Source organism: Pseudomonas delhiensis (assembly GCF_900187975.1).
Lineage (GTDB): Bacteria > Pseudomonadota > Gammaproteobacteria > Pseudomonadales > Pseudomonadaceae > Pseudomonas > Pseudomonas delhiensis.
In genome coordinates this window covers 115,290-135,768 of sequence record NZ_FZPC01000022.1, presented here as the reverse complement: position 1 = coordinate 135,768, position 20,479 = coordinate 115,290, and the positions used below count along the sequence as shown (strand labels likewise).

General features: G+C 70.0%; 16 protein-coding genes. 6 read left to right on the top strand and 10 right to left on the bottom strand.

Annotation, left to right across the window (positions count from 1 at the left end):
* Nucleotides 1-481: 481 nt before the first annotated feature.
* A complete protein-coding gene (gene mhpT, locus CHC02_RS20405; RefSeq protein ID WP_089393256.1) occupies nucleotides 482-1,687 on the top strand; it encodes a 3-(3-hydroxy-phenyl)propionate transporter MhpT in 1,206 nt (401 codons plus the stop codon).
* A gap of 70 nt (nucleotides 1,688-1,757) precedes the next feature.
* Complete coding sequence (locus CHC02_RS20400) at nucleotides 1,758-3,029, top strand: OprD family porin (RefSeq protein WP_089393255.1); 1,272 nt, start codon at nucleotides 1,758-1,760, stop codon at nucleotides 3,027-3,029.
* A gap of 6 nt (nucleotides 3,030-3,035) precedes the next feature.
* Here CHC02_RS20400 and CHC02_RS20395 read toward each other — a convergent pair whose 3' ends face one another.
* From CHC02_RS20395 to CHC02_RS20360, 8 genes are all read right to left on the bottom strand, one after another.
* Entirely contained in the window at nucleotides 3,036-3,902 is an 867-nt protein-coding gene (locus CHC02_RS20395; RefSeq protein WP_089393254.1) for an efflux RND transporter periplasmic adaptor subunit, read from the bottom strand.
* 15 nt (nucleotides 3,903-3,917) lie between these two features.
* A complete protein-coding gene (locus tag CHC02_RS20390) occupies nucleotides 3,918-4,130 on the bottom strand; it encodes a DUF1656 domain-containing protein (protein WP_089393253.1) in 213 nt (70 codons plus the stop codon).
* Nucleotides 4,117-6,114 (bottom strand): FUSC family protein, encoded by a 1,998-nt coding sequence (locus tag CHC02_RS20385; RefSeq protein ID WP_089393252.1) that lies wholly within the window; start codon nucleotides 6,112-6,114, stop codon nucleotides 4,117-4,119. Before CHC02_RS20385 ends, CHC02_RS20390 begins: the two co-directional genes overlap by 14 nt.
* Before the next feature lie 468 nt (nucleotides 6,115-6,582).
* Nucleotides 6,583-8,211 carry a dihydrolipoyllysine-residue acetyltransferase gene (gene aceF / locus CHC02_RS20380; RefSeq protein WP_089393251.1) on the bottom strand — a complete coding sequence of 543 codons (1,629 nt, stop codon included), beginning with the start codon at nucleotides 8,209-8,211 and terminating at the stop codon, nucleotides 6,583-6,585.
* An 11-nt stretch (nucleotides 8,212-8,222) separates the two neighbouring features.
* Nucleotides 8,223-10,871 carry a pyruvate dehydrogenase (acetyl-transferring), homodimeric type gene (gene aceE, locus CHC02_RS20375; RefSeq protein WP_089393250.1) on the bottom strand — a complete coding sequence of 883 codons (2,649 nt, stop codon included), beginning with the start codon at nucleotides 10,869-10,871 and terminating at the stop codon, nucleotides 8,223-8,225.
* 217 nt (nucleotides 10,872-11,088) lie between these two features.
* On the bottom strand, nucleotides 11,089-12,054 hold the full coding sequence (locus tag CHC02_RS20370; protein WP_089393249.1) for a DNA-binding protein: 966 nt from the start codon (nucleotides 12,052-12,054) through the stop codon (nucleotides 11,089-11,091).
* A gap of 152 nt (nucleotides 12,055-12,206) precedes the next feature.
* On the bottom strand, nucleotides 12,207-12,521 hold the full coding sequence (locus CHC02_RS20365) for a hypothetical protein (RefSeq protein WP_089393248.1): 315 nt from the start codon (nucleotides 12,519-12,521) through the stop codon (nucleotides 12,207-12,209).
* A 147-nt stretch (nucleotides 12,522-12,668) separates the two neighbouring features.
* Nucleotides 12,669-13,178 carry a DUF4142 domain-containing protein gene (locus CHC02_RS20360; protein WP_089393247.1) on the bottom strand — a complete coding sequence of 170 codons (510 nt, stop codon included), beginning with the start codon at nucleotides 13,176-13,178 and terminating at the stop codon, nucleotides 12,669-12,671.
* A 164-nt stretch (nucleotides 13,179-13,342) separates the two neighbouring features.
* On the opposite strand from CHC02_RS20360, the gene CHC02_RS20355 reads away from it, so the two are divergent.
* The 3 genes from CHC02_RS20355 (at nucleotide 13,343) to CHC02_RS20345 (ending at nucleotide 17,393) form a co-directional block, all read left to right on the top strand.
* Nucleotides 13,343-13,840: a sigma-70 family RNA polymerase sigma factor gene (locus tag CHC02_RS20355; RefSeq protein WP_089393246.1), complete on the top strand. Its 498-nt coding sequence runs from the start codon at nucleotides 13,343-13,345 to the stop codon at nucleotides 13,838-13,840.
* 62 nt (nucleotides 13,841-13,902) lie between these two features.
* Entirely contained in the window at nucleotides 13,903-14,865 is a 963-nt protein-coding gene (locus tag CHC02_RS20350; protein WP_089393245.1) for a FecR family protein, read from the top strand.
* Between the two features lie 119 nt (nucleotides 14,866-14,984).
* The gene (locus CHC02_RS20345; protein ID WP_089393244.1) at nucleotides 14,985-17,393 is read left to right on the top strand and encodes a TonB-dependent siderophore receptor; all 2,409 of its coding nucleotides are present in this window, start codon (nucleotides 14,985-14,987) and stop codon (nucleotides 17,391-17,393) included.
* A gap of 567 nt (nucleotides 17,394-17,960) precedes the next feature.
* Here CHC02_RS20345 and CHC02_RS20340 read toward each other — a convergent pair.
* Nucleotides 17,961-18,347: a hypothetical protein gene (locus CHC02_RS20340; protein ID WP_089393243.1), complete on the bottom strand. Its 387-nt coding sequence runs from the start codon at nucleotides 18,345-18,347 to the stop codon at nucleotides 17,961-17,963.
* Nucleotides 18,348-18,477: 130 nt separating this feature from the next.
* On the opposite strand from CHC02_RS20340, the gene CHC02_RS20335 reads away from it, so the two are divergent.
* Nucleotides 18,478-19,008, top strand: coding sequence for a GNAT family N-acetyltransferase (locus tag CHC02_RS20335; RefSeq protein ID WP_167364772.1), 531 nt, complete (start codon nucleotides 18,478-18,480; stop codon nucleotides 19,006-19,008).
* On the opposite strand, the gene CHC02_RS20330 is transcribed toward CHC02_RS20335, so the two are convergent.
* Complete coding sequence (locus CHC02_RS20330; RefSeq protein ID WP_089393241.1) at nucleotides 18,984-20,372, bottom strand: aminotransferase-like domain-containing protein; 1,389 nt, start codon at nucleotides 20,370-20,372, stop codon at nucleotides 18,984-18,986. The genes CHC02_RS20335 and CHC02_RS20330 overlap by 25 nt on opposite strands.
* Between the last annotated feature and the right edge of the window lie 107 nt (nucleotides 20,373-20,479).

Below are 20,479 nucleotides of genomic sequence, written 5' to 3'. Positions count from 1 at the left end.
TCCTACAAAGGCACGGTGTCGGGGCAACCCGTAGGAGCGGATCTCATCCGCGAATCGCGCCGGAACCTCCGGCTATCGCGGACAAGGTCCGCTCCTACGGTGGGTCCCACCTCGACTGTAGGAGCAGGCCCTGCCTGCGATTCGCGCGCAGGGCGCGCCCCTACAAAGGCACGGTGCAGGGGCAACCCGTAGGAGCGGATCTCATCCGCGAATCGCGCCGGAACCCCCGGCTATCGCGGACAAGGTCCGCTCCGGTGGGTCCCACCTCGACTGTAGGAGCAGGCCCTGCCTGCGATTAGCGCGCAGGGCGCGCTCCTGCAAAAGCACGCCGCCGAGTTGGGCCGGCGTTGAAAAAACGGCACCTGCCCCGCGAGGGCCGGCGCCACCCATTACAAGAACAAGACGGGTGAAATCCCATGAGCAATCGCCTTTCGCTGCACCACCGCCACGCCCCGTATTCCCGCCAGGGGAGGGCCGCGGCATGACTACTTCCACCGCGATTCTTCGCGAGCAGCCACGCCTGCTCGCCACCCTCGGCCTGTGCTTCCTGGTCGCGCTGCTGGAGGGCCTGGACCTGCAGGCCGCCGGCATCGCCGGGCCGGGCATGGCCAGAGCCTTCTCGCTGGACAAGCTGCAGATGGGCTGGGTATTCAGCGCCGGCATCCTCGGCCTGCTGCCCGGCGCCTTCGCCGGCGGCTGGCTGGCCGACCGCGTCGGGCGCAAGCGCGTGCTGATCGGCTCGGTGGCGTTGTTCGGCGTGTTCTCCCTGGCCACCGCCCACGCCTGGGACCTGCACAGCCTGCTGGCGGCGCGCCTGCTCACCGGCGTCGGCCTGGGAGCCGCGCTGCCCAACCTGATCGCCCTGAGTTCCGAGGCCGCCGGCGCGCGCCTGCGTGGCAGCGCGGTGAGCCTGATGTACTGTGGCGTGCCCCTGGGCGCGGCGCTGGCCGCCGGCATCGGCATCGCCGGTTATGCCGGCAACTGGCAACTGGTGTTCCACGTCGGCGGCGTGGTGCCGCTGCTGATCCTGCCGCTGCTGGCGCTGTACCTGCCGGAATCCGGCGGGTTCCACGCCGCCGCGGAGGCCGGGAGCCCCGCCAGCCTGCGCCGCGACCTGCTCGGCCAGGGCGCCACCTGGCTGCTCTGGCTCAGCTACTTCTTCACCCTGATGGTGGTCTACATCCTCATCAACTGGCTGCCCAGCCTGCTGGTGGGCCAGGGCTTCAGCCCCAGCCAGGCCAGCTGGGTGATGTTCGCCCTGCAGATAGGCGCGGCCATCGGCACCCTGACCCTCGGCGTGCTGATGGAGCGCCTGCCGGCCTGGGCCACGGCGGCCCTGGTGTACCTGGGCATCCTCGCCGCGCTGGCCGGCCTGGGCCTGGCCGCCGAGCTGCGCAGCATGCTGCTGGCCGGTTTCGTCGCCGGCTTCTTCGCCACCGGCGGGCAGGGCGTGCTCTATGCCCTGGCACCCTGGTTCTACCCGGCGCGGGTGCGCGCCACCGGGGTGGGCGCCGCCGTCGCGGTGGGCCGCCTGGGCGCCATGAGCGGGCCCCTGGTGGCCGGGCAGATGCTCGCCCTGGGCACCGGCAGCGCCGGCGTGCTGCTGGCCTCGGCGCCGGGCATCGTGGTCGCCGCCCTGGCGCTGTTCCGCCTGGCTGCCCGGCGCCCCGCGCAACTGCCCGACTGATCCGACCTCGCCTGCCCATGCCGCCCCGCGCGGCAGGGCTTCGTACAACTACAAGAAAGTGAAGAGCACCATGCACAAGGCACCCCTGAACACCCTGGCCGCCGCCATCGCCCTGCTGTCCGCCACCGCGGCCGGCGCCGCCGGCTTCGTCGACGACAGCCATGCCGACCTGGTCCTGCGCAACTACTACTTCGACCGCAACTACCTGGGCGAGACGCCCCAGGCCGCCGCCCGCGAATGGGCCCAGGGCTTCATCCTCAAGTTCAGGTCGGGCTTCACCGAGGGCCCGGTGGGCTTCGGCCTGGATGCCCAGGGCATGCTCGGGCTGAAGCTGGACTCCTCGGCGGACCGCGCCGGCACCGGGCTGCTGCCCTACGACCCGGTCACCCGCGAGCCGGCCGACGACTACTCCGAGCTGGGCCTGACCGCCAAGATGCGCGTGTCGAAGAGCGAGCTGCAGGCCGGCACCATCAGCACCTTCCTGCCGATCGCCTTCGCCAGCCCCACGCGCCTGTTGCCGCAGACCTTCCGCGGCACCTACCTGCGCTCGCAGGACATCGACGGCCTGACGCTGCACGCCGGCTGGCTCGACCGCATCAACCTGCGCGATTCCACCGACTACCAGAAGATGAGCGTCGGCGCGCCCAACGGCCGCTTCAACGGCGCCGCCACCTCGGACAGGTTCATCTTCCTCGGCGGCGACTACGCCTGGTCGAAACAGCTGACGCTGAAGTACTACCACGCCGAGCTGGACCAGCTGTACCGCAAGGACTACTTCGGCTTCGTCGACGAGCGCGCGCTGGGCCCGGGCAGGCTGAAGAGCGACTTCCGCCTGTTCGTCACCGGCGAGGACGGCGCCGCCAAGGCCGGCAAGGTGGACAACCGCAACAGCGCGCTGATGCTCACCTACGCCTGGGCCAGCCACAGCCTGGGCGTGGGCTACATGCGCCTGGACGGCGACACGGCCATGCCCTACCTGTTCGGCACCGAGCCGCTGGTGATCACCGAGGGCACCCTGAGCTCCGAGTTCCTCAACCCGAAGGAGCGCAGCTGGCAGGTGAAGTTCGACCAGGACTTCGCCGGCGCCGGGCTGCCGGGGCTCAAGGGGATGCTGCGCTACGTGCGCGGCGACAACATCGAGCTGGCGAAATTCGGCGGCAGCGGCCTGACCGAGAGCGAGAAGGACGTCGAGCTGTCCTATACGGTGCAGAGCGGCAGCTTCAAGGGCGTGGCCTTCCGTGTGCGCCACGCCTGGTACCGCAACGACTTCGCCCCCGGCGCCACCCACCGCGACGACAACGAGCTGCGGCTGAACGTCGACTACACGCTGGCGCTCTGGTGAGCGCCATCAGCGCGCGGCATCCGCTTCGATGTTGACCGTGGCGGTCATGCCGGCGCTGAGGTGGATGTCCCCGGGCACCTCCCGCAGCTCGATGCGCACCGGGATGCGCTGGGCCAGGCGCACCCAGTTGAAGGTCGGCTCGACGTTGGCCAGCAACTGGGTGTCGGGCAGGGCGTTGCGGTCGGTGATGCCGCTGCTGATGCTCTGCACCCGGCCCTCGAGCACGCGCTCGCCGCTCATCAGCGTCACCCGCGCGCGCTGGCCGACGCGGATGCCGGGCAGCTTGGTCTCCTCGAAGTAGGCGGTGACGTAGAACGAGCCCTGGTCCACCAGGGCCATCGCCGCCTGGCCGGTCTGCGCGTAGTTGCCCTGGGCCAGGCGCAGGTTGGTCACCTGGCCGTCGCGCGGGGCGCGCACCTCGCTGCGCTGCAGGTTGATCTCGGCCAGGCGCGCCGCGGCCAGCGCCTCCTGGTACTGGCTGTTGGCGATGTTGGCGTTGAGCTGCGCGGTCTCGCGGTCCTCGGCGCTGATCGCCGCGCTGGTCAGGCGCCTGCGGCGGTCGGCCTCGCTCTGCCGCAGCAGGTATTCCTGCTTGCGCGTCTCGGCCAGGGCGCGGGCCTGGTCGAGGTTGGCCTGGTAGCGGTCGCGGTCGATGCGCATCAACAGGTCGCCGGCCTTGACCTTCTGGTTGTCGACGATGGGCAGCTCGGTGACCCAGCCGGACACGTCCGGGGCGATCACCACCACGTCGGCGCGCACCCGGGCATCCCGCGTCCAGGGCGAGAGCATGTAGTAGCGCCACAGCCAGAGCCCCGCCAGCACGGCGGCGGCGACCACCAGCAGGGTGGTCAGGACTCGCAGGAAAGCTCGCACGTCGGGCGCTCCTCGTTATCCGTTGGCGATGCCGGCGCACCAGGTGACGGCGGCCAGCAGCAGGGTGAACAACGCGCAGTCGAACAGCGCCTCGTGCCAGATCCAGCGCCCCGCCGGCGTGGCCTGCAGCAGCTTGCGCAGGGCGATGGTCAGGGCCAGGGCGACCAGCGCGTAGAGGAACATCGGGCTGACGTAGACGCCGCCCAGGGGCAGCTCAACCAGGCTCATGGCCGTCCTCCAGGCGGCACCAGGCGCGCCAGGTATGGCTCAGCTGGCGCAGGGCGGCGCGGGCCAGGCGGTTGTCCTCGTCCAGGTGGCTGGCGTCGTTGCGCAGGGCGGCGTCCAGCGTGTCGCAGAGTTCGTCCAGGCGCGCCTCGCGCCCCGGCGCCGGGCCGGCCTGGAGCAGGTCGCCCAGCTGGTCGAGGAAGGCCTGCCGGCGCTTGCGCAGCGCGCCCCGGGCGCCGGCCAGGCAGTGGCGCAGGTGCAGCAGCTCGCTGCCCATGTCCAGCGCCAGCAGGCCGTCGAGCCAGCGCCGCTGCAGGGCCTGGGGCAGCAGCGCGTAGTGCCGCGCCAGGCGCATCAGGCGGTCGGCCATGCGCCCGCCGAACCAGCTTTCCGCCTGGGCCAGCGGGTAGCGGGTGAGGCGCCCCAGGTCCAGCGCCATGGCCTGGCCCTGGCGGCGGATCACCCAGTCCGGCGGCAGCGCCAGCAGGCGGAACACCATGGCGGCGAAGCCCACGCCGATGACCGTGGCCTGGGCCGAGTTGAGCAGGCTGGCGAAGTCGTAGTGCATGTCGTTGCGCGGCGCGATGAAGGTGATGAACTGGATGGCGAAGGTGGTGGCGGTGCCGATCAGCGCCGGCGGCCCGGCCATGCCCAGGGCGGCGAAGAACAGCGGTACGCCCAGGGCCATGCACAGCAGCGGGAAGCCGTTCCACTGCGGCAGCAGCCACTGGTCGACCACTATGGCCGCCAGCAGCGCGTAGAGGATGCCGCGCAGGAAGCTCATGCTCAGCTCCACGGCATTGTCGCGGTTGGCGAACAGGCTGCAGAGGATGCCGGCCATGAGCATGCCGCCCACCGCCGCCGGCCAGGCGCTGGCCAGCCAGAAGGCGGCGATGCCCAGCAGCGCCAGGGCGCTGCGCAGGCCGTAGAACAGCGCCATCTGCCAGTCGCGGTGCCAGGACAGGCCGCTGCTGGCGTCGCCGCTGAACTCGCCGCTGGCCACCCCGGCGGCGGCCGTTTCGGCGGCCTCGGCCTTGACCAGCAGCAACGCGCAGCGCGCCAGGCAGTAGCGCAGGTCGTTGTGCAGGGCCTCGTCGGCGCTGGCCCGCAGCAGGCGGTCGCGCAGGTCGTGCAGCCGCTCGGGGGAATGGCTCGGCAGCAGCGCCAGCAGTTCGTCGGCCCAGGGGCGCAGCTGCGCTTCCGCTTCGGGCGTGAGCAACTGCCGCTGGCGCGACACCCCGCGGGCGGTGCGCAGCAGGCTCAGCACGTCGCGCGACAGGGTGCGCAGCGCCAGCGCCCGGCGCCGGCCCTGGTGCCCTTCGAACCAGGCGTGGTCGCGCTGGGCGTCGGCGGCGACGATGCGGCCGAGCAACTGCAGGATGCCCTCCGGCTCGCGCGCCTGGCCGCGCACCGCATTGGCTGCCGCCTGCAGGGCCGCGTCCAGGGTTTCGCGGGCGACCCGCGCGAGGTTCTCCTCGACCCTCTGCGGCCACAGGGTGGCGCTGACCACCGAGGCGCAGACGATGCCCAGGCAGATTTCCGTGCAGCGCGCCACGGCCTGGTCGAACACCTGCAGCGGCACGTTGATCGCCGGCAGGGCGATGATCGCCACCGTGTAGCCGGACAGCACGAAGGCATAGGACACATGGTTGCGCAGCAGGGTCGAGGCCGCGGTGCACAGGCCCATCCACAGCGCCACCACCAGCAGGAACAGCCAGGGCGTCTGGGCGAACAGCGCCATGATGACCACCGCCATGGTGGTCCCGACCAGGGTGCCGAGCAGGCGGAACAGGCCCTTGGCGACGACCATCCCGGACAGCGGCTGGGACACGATGAACACCGTCATCAGCGCCCACTGCGGCTGCTCCAGGTCCAGGCGGAACGACAGCCACAGGGCGATGCCGCCGGCCAGCAGTGTCTTGCCGGCGAAGCGCAGGGCGGGGCCGCTGGGGGCGATGAAGGCGGTCAGGGCAGGGCTGGCTAACACGGTGTCGACAGGCTCCGGCTGAGGCTTGCGGCCCGCCCAGGTGGCGGCAGGGGGGCTTGCGAACCCGTGTTTTCAGCATAGCCGATGACGGGGGAGGGGCATGGGCTCGCGCCTTTTGCAGGTGGGGTGGGCCTGGGCGACACCCATGTTGCCGTGGTCATGGGTATCGCTTCGTGTTCTGCCGGAACGTCGGTACCCGGGGATGGCGGCGGATAACGCCGTAGGCGTTATGCGCCCTACGGGGATTCGTGTAGGGCGAATAACCGTTCGCGGTTATCCGCCGCCATCCGTGCCACGGGGGCGTCCGGCGTGGTCGGTGAGTCCAATCGCGGACGGAGTCCGCTCCTACCCCGCCACGGCTGTCCCACCTGTAGGAGCGCGCCCTGCGCGCGATTCGCGGGCAGGGCCCGCTCCTACGTCCGTGCTTCCTGGAACCGTAGGAGCGACTCTGTCCGCGATCATGGCGGATCACAGCAACAACGTTCGGATATCTGCCAGCAGTTCCCCCAGGCGTTTGGTGAAGCGTGCCGCGGCGGCGCCGTTGATCACGCGGTGGTCGTAGGACAGCGACAGCGGCAGCATCAGGCGCGGCTGGAAGGCCTTGCCGTCCCACACCGGCTGGATGGTCGCCTTGCTCACCCCGAGGATCGCCACTTCCGGCGCGTTGACGATCGGCGTGAAGCCGGTGCCGCCGATGTGGCCGAGGCTGGAGATGGTGAAGCAGGCGCCCTGCATGGCGTCGGCCGAGAGCTTCTTGGTGCGCGCCTTCTCCGCCAGTTCCGCGGCCTCGGCGGCCAGCTGCAGCAGGCTCTTCTGGTCGACGTCGCGGATCACCGGCACCAGCAGGCCGTCCGGGGTGTCCACGGCGAAGCCGATGTGCACGTACTTCTTGCGGATCAGCGCCTTGCCGCTGGGGGCCAGGGAGCTGTTGAAGTCCGGCAGTTCCCTGAGCAGGTGGGCGCAGGCCTTGAGCAGGATCGGCAGGATGGTCAGCTTGGTGCCGGCCTTTTCCGCCACCGCCTTCTGCGCCACGCGGAAGGCTTCCACCTCGGTGATGTCGGCCGACTCGAACTGGGTCACGTGGGGCACGTTCAGCCAACTGCGGTGCAGGTTGGCGGCGCCGACCTGCATCAGGCGGGTCATGGCCACTTCTTCCACTTCGCCGAACTTGCTGAAGTCCACTTCCGGGATCGGCGGAATGCCCGCGCCGCCGCCGGCTCCCGCCGCCGGGCCCTTGGGCCGTTGCAGCTGCTCCTTGACGAACAGTTGCACGTCTTCCTTGAGGATGCGGCCCTTGGGCCCGGTGGCCTTCACTTCCGCCAGTTCGACGCCGAACTCGCGGGCCAGCATGCGCACGGCCGGGCCGGCGTGGACCTTGGTGCCATCGCGGCTGGGCGCGCCCACCGGCGGGGGCGCCTCGGCCTTGGCCGGCGCGGCGGCGGGCGCCGGGGCGCTGGGGGTGGCTTCCGGAGCCGCTGCCGGTGCCGCCGCCGCAGAGGCTGCAGCCGGGGCTGCCTCGCCCTCGGCTTCCAGTTCGAGGATTTCGTCGCCTTCCTTCAAGGTGTCGCCGAGCTTCACCTTGAGGGCCTTGACCACGCCGGCGGCGGGCGAGGGGATTTCCATGCTGGCCTTGTCGGACTCCAGGGTCAGCAGGCTCTGGTCGGCCTCGATGCGCTCGCCGACCTTGACCATCAGCTCGATGATCTCGCCCTGGCCGTTGCCGATGTCCGGCACCCGCACCGTCTGCACGCCGCCGCCACTTGCCCGCGGCGTTGGCGCAGGCGCCGGTACCTCGGCGGGCGCCGCCTCGGGCGCTTCGGCAGCCGGGGCGGGCGCCTCTGCCCCGGGGGCCTCGGCGGTGCCGCCCTCGGCCTCCAGTTCGAGGATTTCGTCGCCTTCCTTCAGGGTGTCGCCGACCTTGACCTTGATGCTCTTCACCACGCCGGCCTTGGGCGAGGGGATTTCCATGCTGGCCTTGTCGGATTCCAGAGTCAGCAGGCTCTGCTCGGCCTCGACCTTGTCGCCGACCTTGACCAGCAGTTCGATGACTTCACCCTGGCCGTTGCCGATGTCGGGTACGCGGATCAGCTCGCTCACGATGCGTCTCCTCAGCAGTCCAGGGGGTTGCGCTTGTTCGGGTCGAGGCCGAGCTTGACGATGGTCTCGGCCACCACCTTGGGCTCGATGTCGCCGCGGTCGGCCAGGGACTCCAGCGCCGCCAGGACGATCCAGCGGCGGTCCACCTCGAAGAAGTCGCGCAGCTTGCGGCGGGTGTCGCTGCGGCCGAAGCCGTCGGTGCCCAGCACCTTGTATTCCTTGCCCGGTACCCACTGGCGGATCTGCTCGGCGTACAGCTTCATGTAGTCGGTGGAGGCGATCACCGGGCCCTTGCGGCCTTCCAGGCACTGCTCGACGTAGCTCTTCGCCGGCTTCTGCTCCGGGTGCAGGCGGTTCCAGCGCTCGGTGGCCAGGCCGTCGCGGCGCAGCTCGTTGAAGCTGGGGACCGACCAGACGTCGGCACCGATGCCGAAGTCCTCGCGCAGGATCTTCGCCGCCGCCTCCACTTCGCGCAGGATGGTGCCCGAGCCCAGCAGCTGCACGTGGTGGGCGGCGTCCTTCCTGTCCTCCTCCAGCAGGTACATGCCGCGGATGATGCCTTCCTCCGCGCCGGCGGGCATGGCCGGGTGCGGGTAGTTCTCGTTCATCACTGTGATGTAGTAGAAGATGTTTTCCTGTTCCTGCAGCATGCGCCGCGCGCCATCGTGGATGATCACCGCCAGCTCGTAGGCGTAGGTGGGGTCGTAGGTGCGGCAGTTGGGAATCACCGAGGCGAGCACGTGGCTCTGGCCGTCCTCGTGCTGCAGGCCTTCGCCGTTGAGCGTGGTGCGCCCGGCGGTGCCGCCGAGCAGGAAGCCGCGGACCATGGCGTCGCCGGCGGCCCAGGCCAGGTCGCCGATGCGCTGGAAGCCGAACATCGAGTAGAAGATGTAGAACGGCAGCATCGGCTGGCGGTAGTTGCTGTAGGCGCTGCCGGCGGCGATGAACGAGGACATGGCGCCGGCCTCGGTAATGCCTTCTTCCAGTATCTGGCCCTTCTTGTCCTCGCGGTAGAACATCAGCTGTTCCTTGTCGACCGGCTCGTACAGCTGGCCGACCGAGGAGTAGATGCCCAGCTGGCGGAACATGCCCTCCATGCCGAAGGTGCGTGCCTCGTCGGGGATGATGGGGACGATGCGCGGGCCCATCTCCTTGTCCTTGATCAGCTGCGAGATGATCCGCACGAAGGCCATGGTGGTGGAGATCTCGCGGTCGCCGGTGCTGTCGAGCATGGCCTTGAGGGTCTCCAGCGGCGGCACCGGCACGCTGAAGGCGTTGCCCGGGCGGTGCGGCACCGAGCCGCCCAGCTCGGCGCGGCGCTCGGCCAGGTACTTGGCCTCGGCGCTGCCGGGCTCGGGCTTGTAGAAGGGCACCTTCTCCAGGTCGGCGTCGCGGATCGGGATGTCGAAGCGGTCGCGGAAGGCGCGCAGGCTGGCCACGTCGATCTCGTGGATGTTGTGGGCGATGTTCTTCGCCTCGCCGGTGCCGGTGCCGTAGCCCTTGATGGTCTTGGCCAGGATCACGCTCGGCTGGCCCTTGTGGTTCACCGCCGCGTGGTAGGCCGCGTAGACCTTGTAGGGGTCGTGGCCGCCGCGGTTGAGCTTCCAGACCTCGTCGTCGGAGAGATCCTTGACCATCTCCAGCAGCTCAGGGCGGGTGCCGAAGAAGTGCTCGCGCACGTAGGCGCCGTCCTTGGCCTTGTAGTTCTGGTAGTCGCCGTCCACCGCCTCGTCCATGCGCGCCTGCAGCAGGCCGGCGGTGTCCTTGGCGAACAGCGGGTCCCAGAAGCGCCCCCAGATGACCTTGATGACGTTCCAGCTGGCGCCGCGGAACACGCCTTCCAGTTCCTGGATGATCTTGCCGTTGCCGCGCACCGGGCCGTCCAGGCGCTGCAGGTTGCAGTTGACCACGAAGATCAGGTTGTCCAGCTTCTCGCGCCCGGCCAGGGAGATGGCGCCGAGGGATTCGGGCTCGTCGGTCTCGCCGTCGCCGAGGAAGCACCACACGCGCTGCTGGCCCGGGGGAATGAAGCCGCGGCTTTCCAGGTACTTCATGAAGCGCGCCTGGTAGATGGCCTGGATCGGCCCCAGGCCCATGGATACCGTGGGGAACTGCCAGAAGTCCGGCATCAGCCAGGGGTGCGGGTAGGAGGACAGGCCGTGGCCGTCCACCTCCTGGCGGAAGTTCTCCAGCTGCTCCTCGCTCAGGCGCCCCTCGATGAAGGCGCGGGCGTAGATGCCGGGGGAGGCGTGGCCCTGGAAGTAGATGAGGTCGCCGCCATGTTCCTCGCTGGGGGCGCGGAAGAAGTAGTTGAAGCCGATGTCGTAGAGCGTCGCCGAGGAGGCGAAGGTGGAGATGTGGCCGCCCAGGGACGGGTCCTTGTGGTTGGCGCGCATCACCATGGCCAGGGCGTTCCAGCGCACCAGCGAGCGGATGCGCCGCTCCATGAACAGGTCCCCCGGCATTCGCGCCTCGTGGCCCACCGGGATGGTGTTGCGGTAGGGGGTGGTGATGGCGTAGGGCAGTTGGGTGCCGGTGCGGCTGGCCAGCTCGCCCATGCGCGTCATCAGGTAGTGGGCGCGCTCTTCGCCTTCGCGGTCGAGCACAGATTCCAGGGCGTCCAGCCACTCCTGGGTTTCAACGGGGTCGATATCGTGCATTGCGGAATACCTTGCCGGTTGCGATGGGTCCACGCTTGTTCAGCGCCCCGGGCAATCCCCCGGCCGAAGGGCCGGAAAGCCGCTGGACCAATCGCCGGCAGGGCCGACGTCCCGGCTTGCGGGAGGTCGCTGGTCGCTGCGAAAGAAACCCGGGTGGTCGCTATAGCCTAGCTGGCGAGACGCGGGGCGCCACCGGCAATAAGTCGCAGAAGGCGCTTCAGGGCGCTTCGTCGCGCAGCGCCAGGCTCAGCTCCTGCAGGCGCTGCTGCAGGGCCTGCAACTGCCGGGACTGCTCGCGGCCGTGCTGTTCCAGGCGCGCCAGTTCCTCGCCCTGGGCCAGGTTGCGCTGCTCCAGCACCGAGCGGGCGCCTTCGGCCTGGGCCCGTTCCTGGCGCAGGGCTTCCATCGCCAGGGCGTGGCGGGCCAGTTGCTGCTGTTGCTCCTGCTGCTGGTCGCGCAGCAGGCGCGCCTCGGTGAGCAGGCGCTCGTTGTCGCGGTTCAGCCGTGTCAGCTCGTCCTGGCGCGCGGCCAGGCCCTGCTGCGTCTGGCGCAGTTCGCCCGCCAGCTGCTGCAGCTGGGCTTCGTGCTGGCGCTGTTGCTGTTCGCGCTCCTGCTTCGCGGCCTGGCGGTAGTGCTCCAGGGCGAGGCGGGCGTGGTTGTGCTTTTCCTCCAGCGCGGCGATCTGCGCGTCACGCTCGCGCAGGCGGGTTTCCAGGTCGCCGGCGGCCTGGCGCAGGCGGGCGCTGGCCAGCTCGCCCTGGTGCTTCTGCTGGCGGGTCTGCTCCAGCTGCTCGCGGGTTTCCCGCAGCTGCGTCTCCAGCGCCTGGTTCTGGGCCTGCAACTGCTCGATGCGCTGCTGGGCGGTGCGCACCTGCTGCTGGTAGTCCAGCCGCTCGCGGGACAGCCTGGCGCGGTCCTCGGCCACCGAGTCGCGGGCCTCCTGCTGCAGGCGCTCGGCTAGCTGCGCCACCAGGTTGCCCAGCTCCTCGCTGAAGGCGAGGGGACGCCCGGCGTCGCCGCCGGCCTCGGCTTCCAGCTCCTTCAGGTAGCGGTGGATGGTGGTCTTGGAGCCGGTGTTGCCCAGCTCCACGCGCAGGGCGTCGATGCTCGGGTTCTCCCCGCGGGCCAGTATGGCCATGCGCGCCTTCTGTACCAGCGCCTTGTTGATCCCGCCCCGTGCCATGGCTGCCCCCGTGATTTCGTAATGTACTACGTATCATGTAATTACATACTAAAAATGCGCGATGCGGAAGCGCGCGAAGGCCTGCACGCGCCGAATCCGTGGCGCGGTTCGCGTACGAGGTGCGGGCCTGGCGCCCGGGCGGCGGTGCGGGTTCAGCGCCGGCGGTTGATCAGACAGGCGGCGACCAGCGCTCCGCAGGTGGCGGCGAGGATGAGCGCGACCTGCCAGGGATGCTCGCTGGCGTAGTCGCCACCGCGGCGCAGCGCGCGCCGGCCCTGGTAGACCAGGCGGTCGCCGATGGCATGGCAGTCGTCCGTCAGGTGGCGCAGGCGCGCCTTGAACGCGGGGATGTCCTTGGCGGCCAGGTCGTGGCTGCCTTCGAGCAGCGCCCCCAGTTCGTCGACCAGTGTCTGCAGTTCGGTCACGCCGTCGTGCCGGCGGGAGGGAAACCATCGATGCGGGGTCATGGGGTTCTCCTGTGGTGTCTGGGTGAGGCTTCGTCCGGGAGTCCTGCGCTGCCCGGAAGCGTCCGTCCCCAGTAGGTTTAGCCGGTTTCATTCGGCAGAGGCCGGGGCAGGGCCAGGGTTCGGGGTTTCGGATGGGTGGCCGGCGGCTCAGCCGGCGCCATGGGCCCCGGCCAGCTGGCGGGCCATCTGCAGGTGCAGGCGCAGCACCGCCAGGTTGTTCTGGGCGAATTGCCGCACGTCCTCGTCGCCGGCCTGTTCCGCCGCCTCGCTGAACAGCCGCAGCGCCTCTTCCTGGGCGCGCACCTGGCTGTGGGCGAAGGCCGCGTCGAAGTCGTCCTGGCGCGCCTCCAGCTCCTGCAGCCTGGCGCGGCCGGCCTCGTCGGGCCCTTCGGCCAGTTGCAGGCGGCGGCTTTCGGCCAGGGTCTTGAGCTGGACGTTGGTCTTGGTGTTGTCGTCGATGAGGTGGACGGCGAAGGTCTTCACGTCCGCCGAGCGGCTTTTGCTCAGCGCCATCTTGGCCGCGTCTATGTTGGCCAGGCCGGCGGCCGAGGCCCGGCTGACGAAGTCCTGCACCCCGGCGTCCGCCGCCAGCAGCGGTGCGGATACCAGCAGGGCGCCCCAGAGCAGGGCGCCGCGGAGGATGCCAATGCCTTTCATGTTCGATGCTCCTTCCTCGTTGCGTCTACTGGATTGACGGGCACAGGCGGCCCGGGGTTCCGGCGGCTTGCCGGTGGAAATGCCGCGGGAAGTTGCCGGGCGGACATTGCCAGCGGAAAACAGGAAGCATTACCATTTGCTCATTCTTCGCGTTTATTCCCCCCATGCCCGCCAAACCACCGCGCAAGCCTGGGCTCTTCGAACACTACGAGGAGCTCATCGGAGCCTGGACCCGCCGCCTGCGCAACCGCGTCGATGCGGAGGACCTGGCCCACGACACCTACCTGCGCCTGCTGGAAACCCCGCAGGCCGCGGTGGCGCAGCCGCGCGCCTACCTGCACCGCACGGCGCGCAACCTGGCCATCGACGCCTTCCGCCGCGAGCAGGCGCACCCGCCGGTGGGCATCGAGCACCTGGACGGGCACGAAGCGCCCGACGGCGACCCGGAGACCACCATGCACGCGGTGCAGCTGGCCGGTTCCATCGAACGCGCCCTGGCCGAACTGCCGGCCAATTGCCGCAAGGTGTTCGTCTGGCAGAAGCTGGAGGGGCTGTCCCAGGCGGAAATCGCCGAGCGCCTGGGCTTGAGCAGGAACATGGTGGAAAAATACATGATCCGTACCCTGCGCCACCTCAGGGATCGCCTGGGCGATGCACCGTGATTCACCGTGATGAAGGACCAGCCAGTGAAACCCACCCTCAGGACCGTGCCGGGGAAACGCCCATGGCGCTGACCGAGCCGCCGCGCGACGCCGCCGCCCGCTGGTTCGCGCGCCTCCAGGACGGCGCGCTGGACGCCGCCGGGCAGGCCGCCTTCGAGGCCTGGCTGGCGACGCCGGCGCACCGCCACGAATTCGAGCAGCTGCAGCGCCTGTGGAGCGCCGCCGACCTGATCCCGGCGCAGCGCCTGCGCCAACTGGCCGCCGACGAGCCCATCGCCCTGCGCCCGCGCAGTGCACGGCGGCGCTGGCCGGCGTTCGCCGCGGCGGCCTGTGTGGCCGGGCTGGCCGCCGGCGTCGCGCTGTTCGGCGGCTGGGGCCGCGACTACAGCGCCGAGTTCCACACCGCCCTGGGCGAACGCCGCCAGGTGGAGCTGCCCGACGGCAGCCAACTGGAACTCAACGGCAACACCCGCCTGCAGGTGCGCTTCCGAGACCTGCGCCGCGACGTGACCCTGGAGCGCGGCGAGGCCATGTTCAGCGTCGCCCATGCCGCCGACCGGCCCTTCGTGGTCGACGCCGGGCTGGGCGCGGTGACCGTCACCGGCACGCGCTTCGACGTGCGTCGTGACGCCGGGGAAGTGCGGGTAGCGGTGGAGGAGGGCAAGGTACGGGTGGCCGGGCGCGAAGCGGCCGCCGCCGAACAGCTGCTGACCGCGGGGCTGGGCACGCGCATCGACGCCCGGGGGCGGGTGGCGCCGGCCGCGGCCACCGACGTCGCCGCACAGACCGCCTGGCGCGACGGGCGCCTGGTGTTCAACGGCGCGAGCCTGGCCGAAGTGGCCCGCGAGGTTTCCCGCTACCGTGCCCAGCCGCTGCGCGTCGCAGGGCCGGAAGTGGCGAAGATGCGCCTGACCAGCGTGTTCCGCGTGGACGACACCGACGCCTTGCTGATGGCGCTGCCGCACCTGCTGCCGGTCAGGGTGCGGGCCTTGCCCGATGGCTCAAGCGAAATAATTCTCCGTTAGATTCAGGTTTTCATCGCCCTGTTTCGTCTTCCCCGGCAAAGGCTCGCCAGGCCCCTTTCCTGCGAGCCGCCATTGGGACCTCAAGGAACAGGAACATCGTGACCAACCCTTCGCTTCGCATGCCTTCCCCCCGCGCCGGTCGGCGCCTTCTGCCACTGGCCCTGGGCCTGGCCATCGCCGCCGCCACCGGCCAGGCCCAGGCCGCCCAGGTGGACATCCGCCCGATGCCGCTGAACGACGCGCTCAAGCAACTGGGCCAGCAGGCGTCGCTGCAGCTGTTCTTCACCCCCGACCTGGTGGAGGGCAAGCAGGCCCCGGCGGTCAGCGGCGAGCTGACCCCGGAGCAGGCCCTGGAACGCCTGCTGCAGGGCAGCGGCCTGGACTACCAGGTGGTCGGCAACGGCATCGTCCTGCGCAAGCGCGCGGCCGGCGCCGACGAGCCGCTGCAGATGGAGTCCTCCGAGGTGAAGGTGGTCGGCGACTGGCTGGCCGACGCCCAGGAACGCGACGTGCAGAACCACCCCGGCGCGCGCACCGTGGTGCGCCGCGAGGCCATGCAGGAGAAGGGCGTGGTCAGCGTGCGCGAGGCGCTGCGCGGCATCCCCGGCGTGCAGGTGCAGGACAACAACGGCACCGGCGGCAGCGACGTCTCCCTCAACGTCGGCGTGCGCGGCCTGACCTCGCGCCTGTCGCCGCGCTCCACCATCCTCATCGACGGCGTGCCGGCCGCCGTGGCGCCCTATGGCCAGCCGCAGCTGTCGATGTTCCCCGGCGTGGCCGGCAGCTACGACAGCATCGACGTGGTGCGCGGCGCCGGTTCCGTGCGCTACGGCCCGCAGAACGTCGGCGGGGTGATCAACTTCGTCACCCGGGCCATCCCCAAGAAGTTCTCCGGCGAGGTGGGCACCACCGTCGAGCACGCCGGCCATGGCGGCTGGAAGCAGATGCAGAACGCCTTCATCGGCGGCACCGCCGACAACGGCATCGGCATGGCCCTGCTGTATTCCGGGGTGAAGGGCGACGGCTACCGCGACAGCAACAACCACAACGACATCGACGACGTCACCCTGAAGACCCACTGGGCGCCCACCGACGCCGACGATTTCGCGCTGAACCTGCACTACTACGACGGCACCGTCGACATGCCCGGCGGCCTGACCCAGGCGCAGTACGACCACGACCCCTACCAGTCGGTGCGCGACTACGACAACTTCCGCGGCCGCCGCAGCGACGGCTCGTTCAAGTGGACGCGCAAGATCGACGACCTGACCCAGCTGGAAGTGCTGACCTACTACAGCGACAGCTTCCGCGGCAGCGACATCGCCAACCGCGACCTCAAGACCCTCGCGTCCTACCCGCGCGACTACCACACCTTCGGCTTCGAGCCGCGCATCTCGCGGATCTTCTTCCTCGGCCCGACCACCCAGGAAGCCAGCGTCGGCTACCGCTACCTGAAGGAAGACATGGAAGAGCGCGCCTCCCAGGTGGCCCTGGTGAACAACGTGCCCACGCCGCAACCCGGCGCCGACGGCCACGTCTACCAGGACCGCACCGGCGGCACCGAGGCCAACTCGCTGTACATCGACGACAAGATCGACGTCGGCAACTGGACGGTGACCCCCGGCATCCGCTTCGAGCGCATCTCCACCGACTGGCAGGACCGCCCGGTGCTGGACAACAAGGGCAAGCCGGTGCAGGCGAAGAACCGCAGCAAGGACTACAACGAGCCGCTGCCGGCGCTGAGCGTGATGTACCACGTCTCCGACGCCTGGAAGCTGTTCGCCAACTACGAGACCTCCTTCGGCAGCCTGCAGTACTTCCAGCTCGGCCAGGGCGGCCGCGGCGACCAGACCGCCGACGGCCTGGAACCGGAGAAGGCGCGCACCTACGAGCTCGGCACGCGCTACGACGACGGCGCCTGGGGCGGCGAGGTGACGCTGTTCTACATCGACTTCGACGACGAGCTGCAGTACATCAGCAACGACGTGGGCTGGACCAACCTGGGCGCCACCAGGCACCAGGGCATCGAGACCTCGCTGCACTACGACCTGGCGGCGCTGGACCCGCGCCTGGAAGGCCTGACCGCCTACGGCACCCTGACCTACACCCGCGCCACCTACGAAGGCGAGATCCCCGGCTTCAAGGGCCGCGACCTGCCGTTCTACTCGCGCCAGGTGGCCACCCTGGGTCTGCGCTACGTGCGCGACCGCTGGACCTACAACGTCGATGCCTTCGCCCAGTCCAAGCAACGCTCCCCCGGCCCGAGCACCAACGCCGACGGCAGCTTCACCCACAACTACATCACCGAGCCGACCGCCGACGGCCAGTACGGCGACATCCCCGGCTACGCCCTGTGGAACGCCCGGGTGGGCTACGACTTCGGCCCGCAGCTGTCCAACCTCAAGCTCGGTGCGGGGGTGAAGAACATCTTCGACAAGGAGAGCTTCACCCGCTCCAGCGACAACAACGCCGGCATCTACGCCGGCCAGCCGCGGACGTTCTTCGTGCAGGCGAGCGTGGGGTTCTGAGCGGGAGAGGGTGCGGAGCTCGATCCGGGGTGAGGTATTCGGATAACGCCATGATCGCGGGCAGGGCCCGCTCCTACGGTTCCAGGAAGCACGGTCGTAGTAGCGGACTCCGTCCGCGATTGGACTCACCGGCGGCACGAAGTGGCGGCGGATAACCGCGAACGGTTATTCGCCCTACGGACTTGCCGGCTGACGCTGCGTTATCCGTTTGCTCGGGACAGCCCTCTCTCCCTTCAGCGCGGGCCGCGTAGGCGAGGGTTGGGGAGAGGGCACCGTTTGGCGTGAGTGGTAAGTCCGGCGTCAGCCGGAAACGCCGGCATCACCGGCTGGCACGACACTCACGCTGGGCACGGATAGCCCCCTCTCCCTTCAGGGAGAGGGCTGGGGAGAGGGGACGGAGCTCGATCCCAGTGATGGCGTTTCCCCTGACACCAAGCCCCCTCCCTAACCCTCCCCCTGAAGGGAGAGGGGACCGTTCGGCGTGAGTGGGAAGTCCGGCGTCAGCCGGAAACGCCGGCATTGCCGGCTGGTACGACACCCATCCTACGCAAGCCCCATATGCCAGGCTCATCCACCCGCCGGACTGAACCGACGGATAGCCTCCAGCACCGTTTCGCGATCACCACGCAAGGGCTGCCTGCCCAGGTACTCGACGAACCGCGGATCGTCCAGCAGCACAAGGAAGCGCTCGCCGTCCCCGGTCAGGCGTTCGCCGTCGCTGGGGGTGCCGACCTCGTTGCCGTGGTAGAGGCCTTCCAGCAGGCCCAGGCGGCGCATCAGGTCGGTGAGGATCAGCGCGTTGGCGATGACCACGTCGGCATCCGGCGCCTCCGCGCCCAGGCGGCGGTGCAGTTCGGCGTGGTAGTGGCGGGCGATGGCCTCCGCCGGGAAGGGGCCGCCGTCGGCGCGGCGGGCGCCGTCGAGCAGGCGCCTGGTCAGCTCCAGGTCGATCATGGCTTGGTTTCCGTCACGGCTCGTCTCTACCCAATACCCTAGACGAGACCGGCCGACGCAGCCGGGAGGTGCCGGCGGCGCCGGGCTGAGGTAGTCTGGCCGAATGCCGCCACCTGAAGAAACGCCCCCCGTGGAGTACCGCCTGACCACCCGCGACGCCGTGCTGGTACGCCCCAGCCTGGCGCTCTGCGAACCCTTGCGCCGGGCCCTGCAGGACAGCTACGCGGAGCACGCGCCCTTCCTCGACTGGGTGACGCCGCAGGTGAGCGCCGAGCAGGTGCTGCGCTCGCTCAAGGGCGCCATCGCCAACTACGCCGCGCCTCTGGCGGAGAAGCGCCTGTTCCTGCTCAGCGCCGACCGCGCCGAGGTGATCGGCTGCATCGGCCTGCAGCCCCGGGGCAGGGGCGACAGTTACGTGATCGGCTACTGGGCCAGTTCGCGCTTCGCCGGCCAGGGCTACCTGAGCGCGGCCCTGCGCGAGGTCTGCGCGCAACTGCCGCGGGCCTGGCTGTACCTCACCACGTCCTCGGCCAACCCGCGCAGCCAGCGCCTGGCCGAGGCCGCCGGCTTCCGCCTGGTGCGCACCCTGCGCGGGGCGCGCAACGATGCCTGGCACGGCACCCAGGACACCCTGGTCTACCGCCGCGCGCCCCGGGCCTGACGCACGCAGGCAGCGAACAGCGGGTCCTGCAGGTAGGCGACGTTCAGGCGCATCCAGGGGTTGGCCTGGCCGCGATCGGTGCTGAAGATGGCGCCCGGCGCCAGGGCCAGGCCCTGGGGCAGCGTGGTGCGGGTGAAGGCCTCGGCGTCGTCGATGTGCGGGAAGCGTGCCCAGAGGTACAGGCTCTGCTGCGGACGGCACAGCACCTCGGCGCCCAACTCGTCCAGCACCGCCAGCGCGGCGCGGGTGGCCTCGGCGACCTGGGCCTGCAGGCGGGTGAGGTGGCGCAGGAAGTAGCCTTCGCCCAGCGCCACGTCCACGGTGCGCTCGCACAGCTCCGAGCAACTGGTGTGCAGCAGCATCTTCAGGTTCGCCAGTTCCTCGATGCGCTCGCGGCTGCCGGCGATGAAGCCGACCCGCAGCGAGGCCGAGATCGACTTGGAGAAGCTGCCGACGTAGAGCGTGCGGCGCAGCTGGTCGAGGGTGGCGACCTTGATCGCCGAACTGGGCTTGAAGTCGGCCAGGGCGTCGTCCTCCACCAGCAGCAGGTCGTGCTCGTCGGCCAGCTTCAGCAACTGGTGCGCCTTCACCGGCGAGATGTCCGAGCCGGTGGGGTTGTGCCCCACCGATTGCAGGAAGAACAGCTTCGGCCGTTCGTGGCGCAGCAACTGCTCCAGCACCTGCAGGTCCGGCCCGTCGGCCAGGCGCGGCACGCTGAGCATGCGCGCGCCCTGCAGCTGCAGCTTGCCGAACAGCGGGTAGTAGCCGGGGTTCTCCACCAGCACCGCGTCGCCGGGGGCGACGAAGCGCCGGACGATCAGGTCCAGCGCATGGTTGGCGCCGTGGGTGGTGAGGAGTTGCCGCGGGTTGCCGTCGATGGCGTAGCCGGCCAGGCGGCGCACCAGGCTCTGGCGCAGCGCCGGGTTGCCCAGGCGGTTGCCGTAGCGGAACAGCGAATTGGCGTCGTTGCGCAGCACCTGGCGGGTGAAGCGGTCCAGGCGCATGTCCTGCAGCCAGGCCACCGGCGGGAAGCCTTCGCCCAGTGGCGCCCGGGCCGGCTCGCGGACGAACTGCTGGCGCATCATCCAGATGGTGTCCAGGGCGCGGGTGTAGGGCAGCGGCTCCTCGGCCTCGCTGCCGCGCGGGACGCTGGCGCGGACGAAGAAGCCCTTGCCGTGGCGCGCCTCCACCAGGCCCTGGGCGGCCAGCAGCTCGTAGGCGGTGATCACGGTATTCTTCGAGTGGCCGTGCAGGCGCATGTACTCGCGCAGCGAGGGCAGGCGGTCGCCGCGCTGCAGCGCGCCTTCGCGGATCTGTCGGGCGAGGGACTGGGCGACCTGTTCGGCGAGGGTCTGGCGGGGCACGGCGCTCTCCGGGAGTGTCATGGGTACAGTGTGGGTACTGTTGCGGCCAACTGTACCTTCATCGGCGGGACCAGTCATAGCACCTTAGGGCCTCGGGCGGCCCCGGC

Excerpts from the sequence above, each read along its gene's own strand:
- mhpT (WP_089393256.1), top strand. The coding sequence starts at position 482 with ATGACTACTTCCACCGCGATTCTTCGCGAGCAGCCACGCCTGCTCGCC.
- CHC02_RS20400 (WP_089393255.1), top strand. The coding sequence starts at position 1,758 with ATGCACAAGGCACCCCTGAACACCCTGGCCGCCGCCATCGCCCTGCTG.
- CHC02_RS20390 (WP_089393253.1), bottom strand. The coding sequence starts at position 4,130 with ATGAGCCTGGTTGAGCTGCCCCTGGGCGGCGTCTACGTCAGCCCGATG.
- aceE (WP_089393250.1), bottom strand. The coding sequence starts at position 10,871 with ATGCACGATATCGACCCCGTTGAAACCCAGGAGTGGCTGGACGCCCTG.
- CHC02_RS20370 (WP_089393249.1), bottom strand. The coding sequence starts at position 12,054 with ATGGCACGGGGCGGGATCAACAAGGCGCTGGTACAGAAGGCGCGCATG.
- CHC02_RS20365 (WP_089393248.1), bottom strand. The coding sequence starts at position 12,521 with ATGACCCCGCATCGATGGTTTCCCTCCCGCCGGCACGACGGCGTGACC.
- CHC02_RS20360 (WP_089393247.1), bottom strand. The coding sequence starts at position 13,178 with ATGAAAGGCATTGGCATCCTCCGCGGCGCCCTGCTCTGGGGCGCCCTG.
- CHC02_RS20355 (WP_089393246.1), top strand. The coding sequence starts at position 13,343 with ATGCCCGCCAAACCACCGCGCAAGCCTGGGCTCTTCGAACACTACGAG.
- CHC02_RS20350 (WP_089393245.1), top strand. The coding sequence starts at position 13,903 with ATGGCGCTGACCGAGCCGCCGCGCGACGCCGCCGCCCGCTGGTTCGCG.
- CHC02_RS20345 (WP_089393244.1), top strand. The coding sequence starts at position 14,985 with ATGCCTTCCCCCCGCGCCGGTCGGCGCCTTCTGCCACTGGCCCTGGGC.
- CHC02_RS20340 (WP_089393243.1), bottom strand. The coding sequence starts at position 18,347 with ATGATCGACCTGGAGCTGACCAGGCGCCTGCTCGACGGCGCCCGCCGC.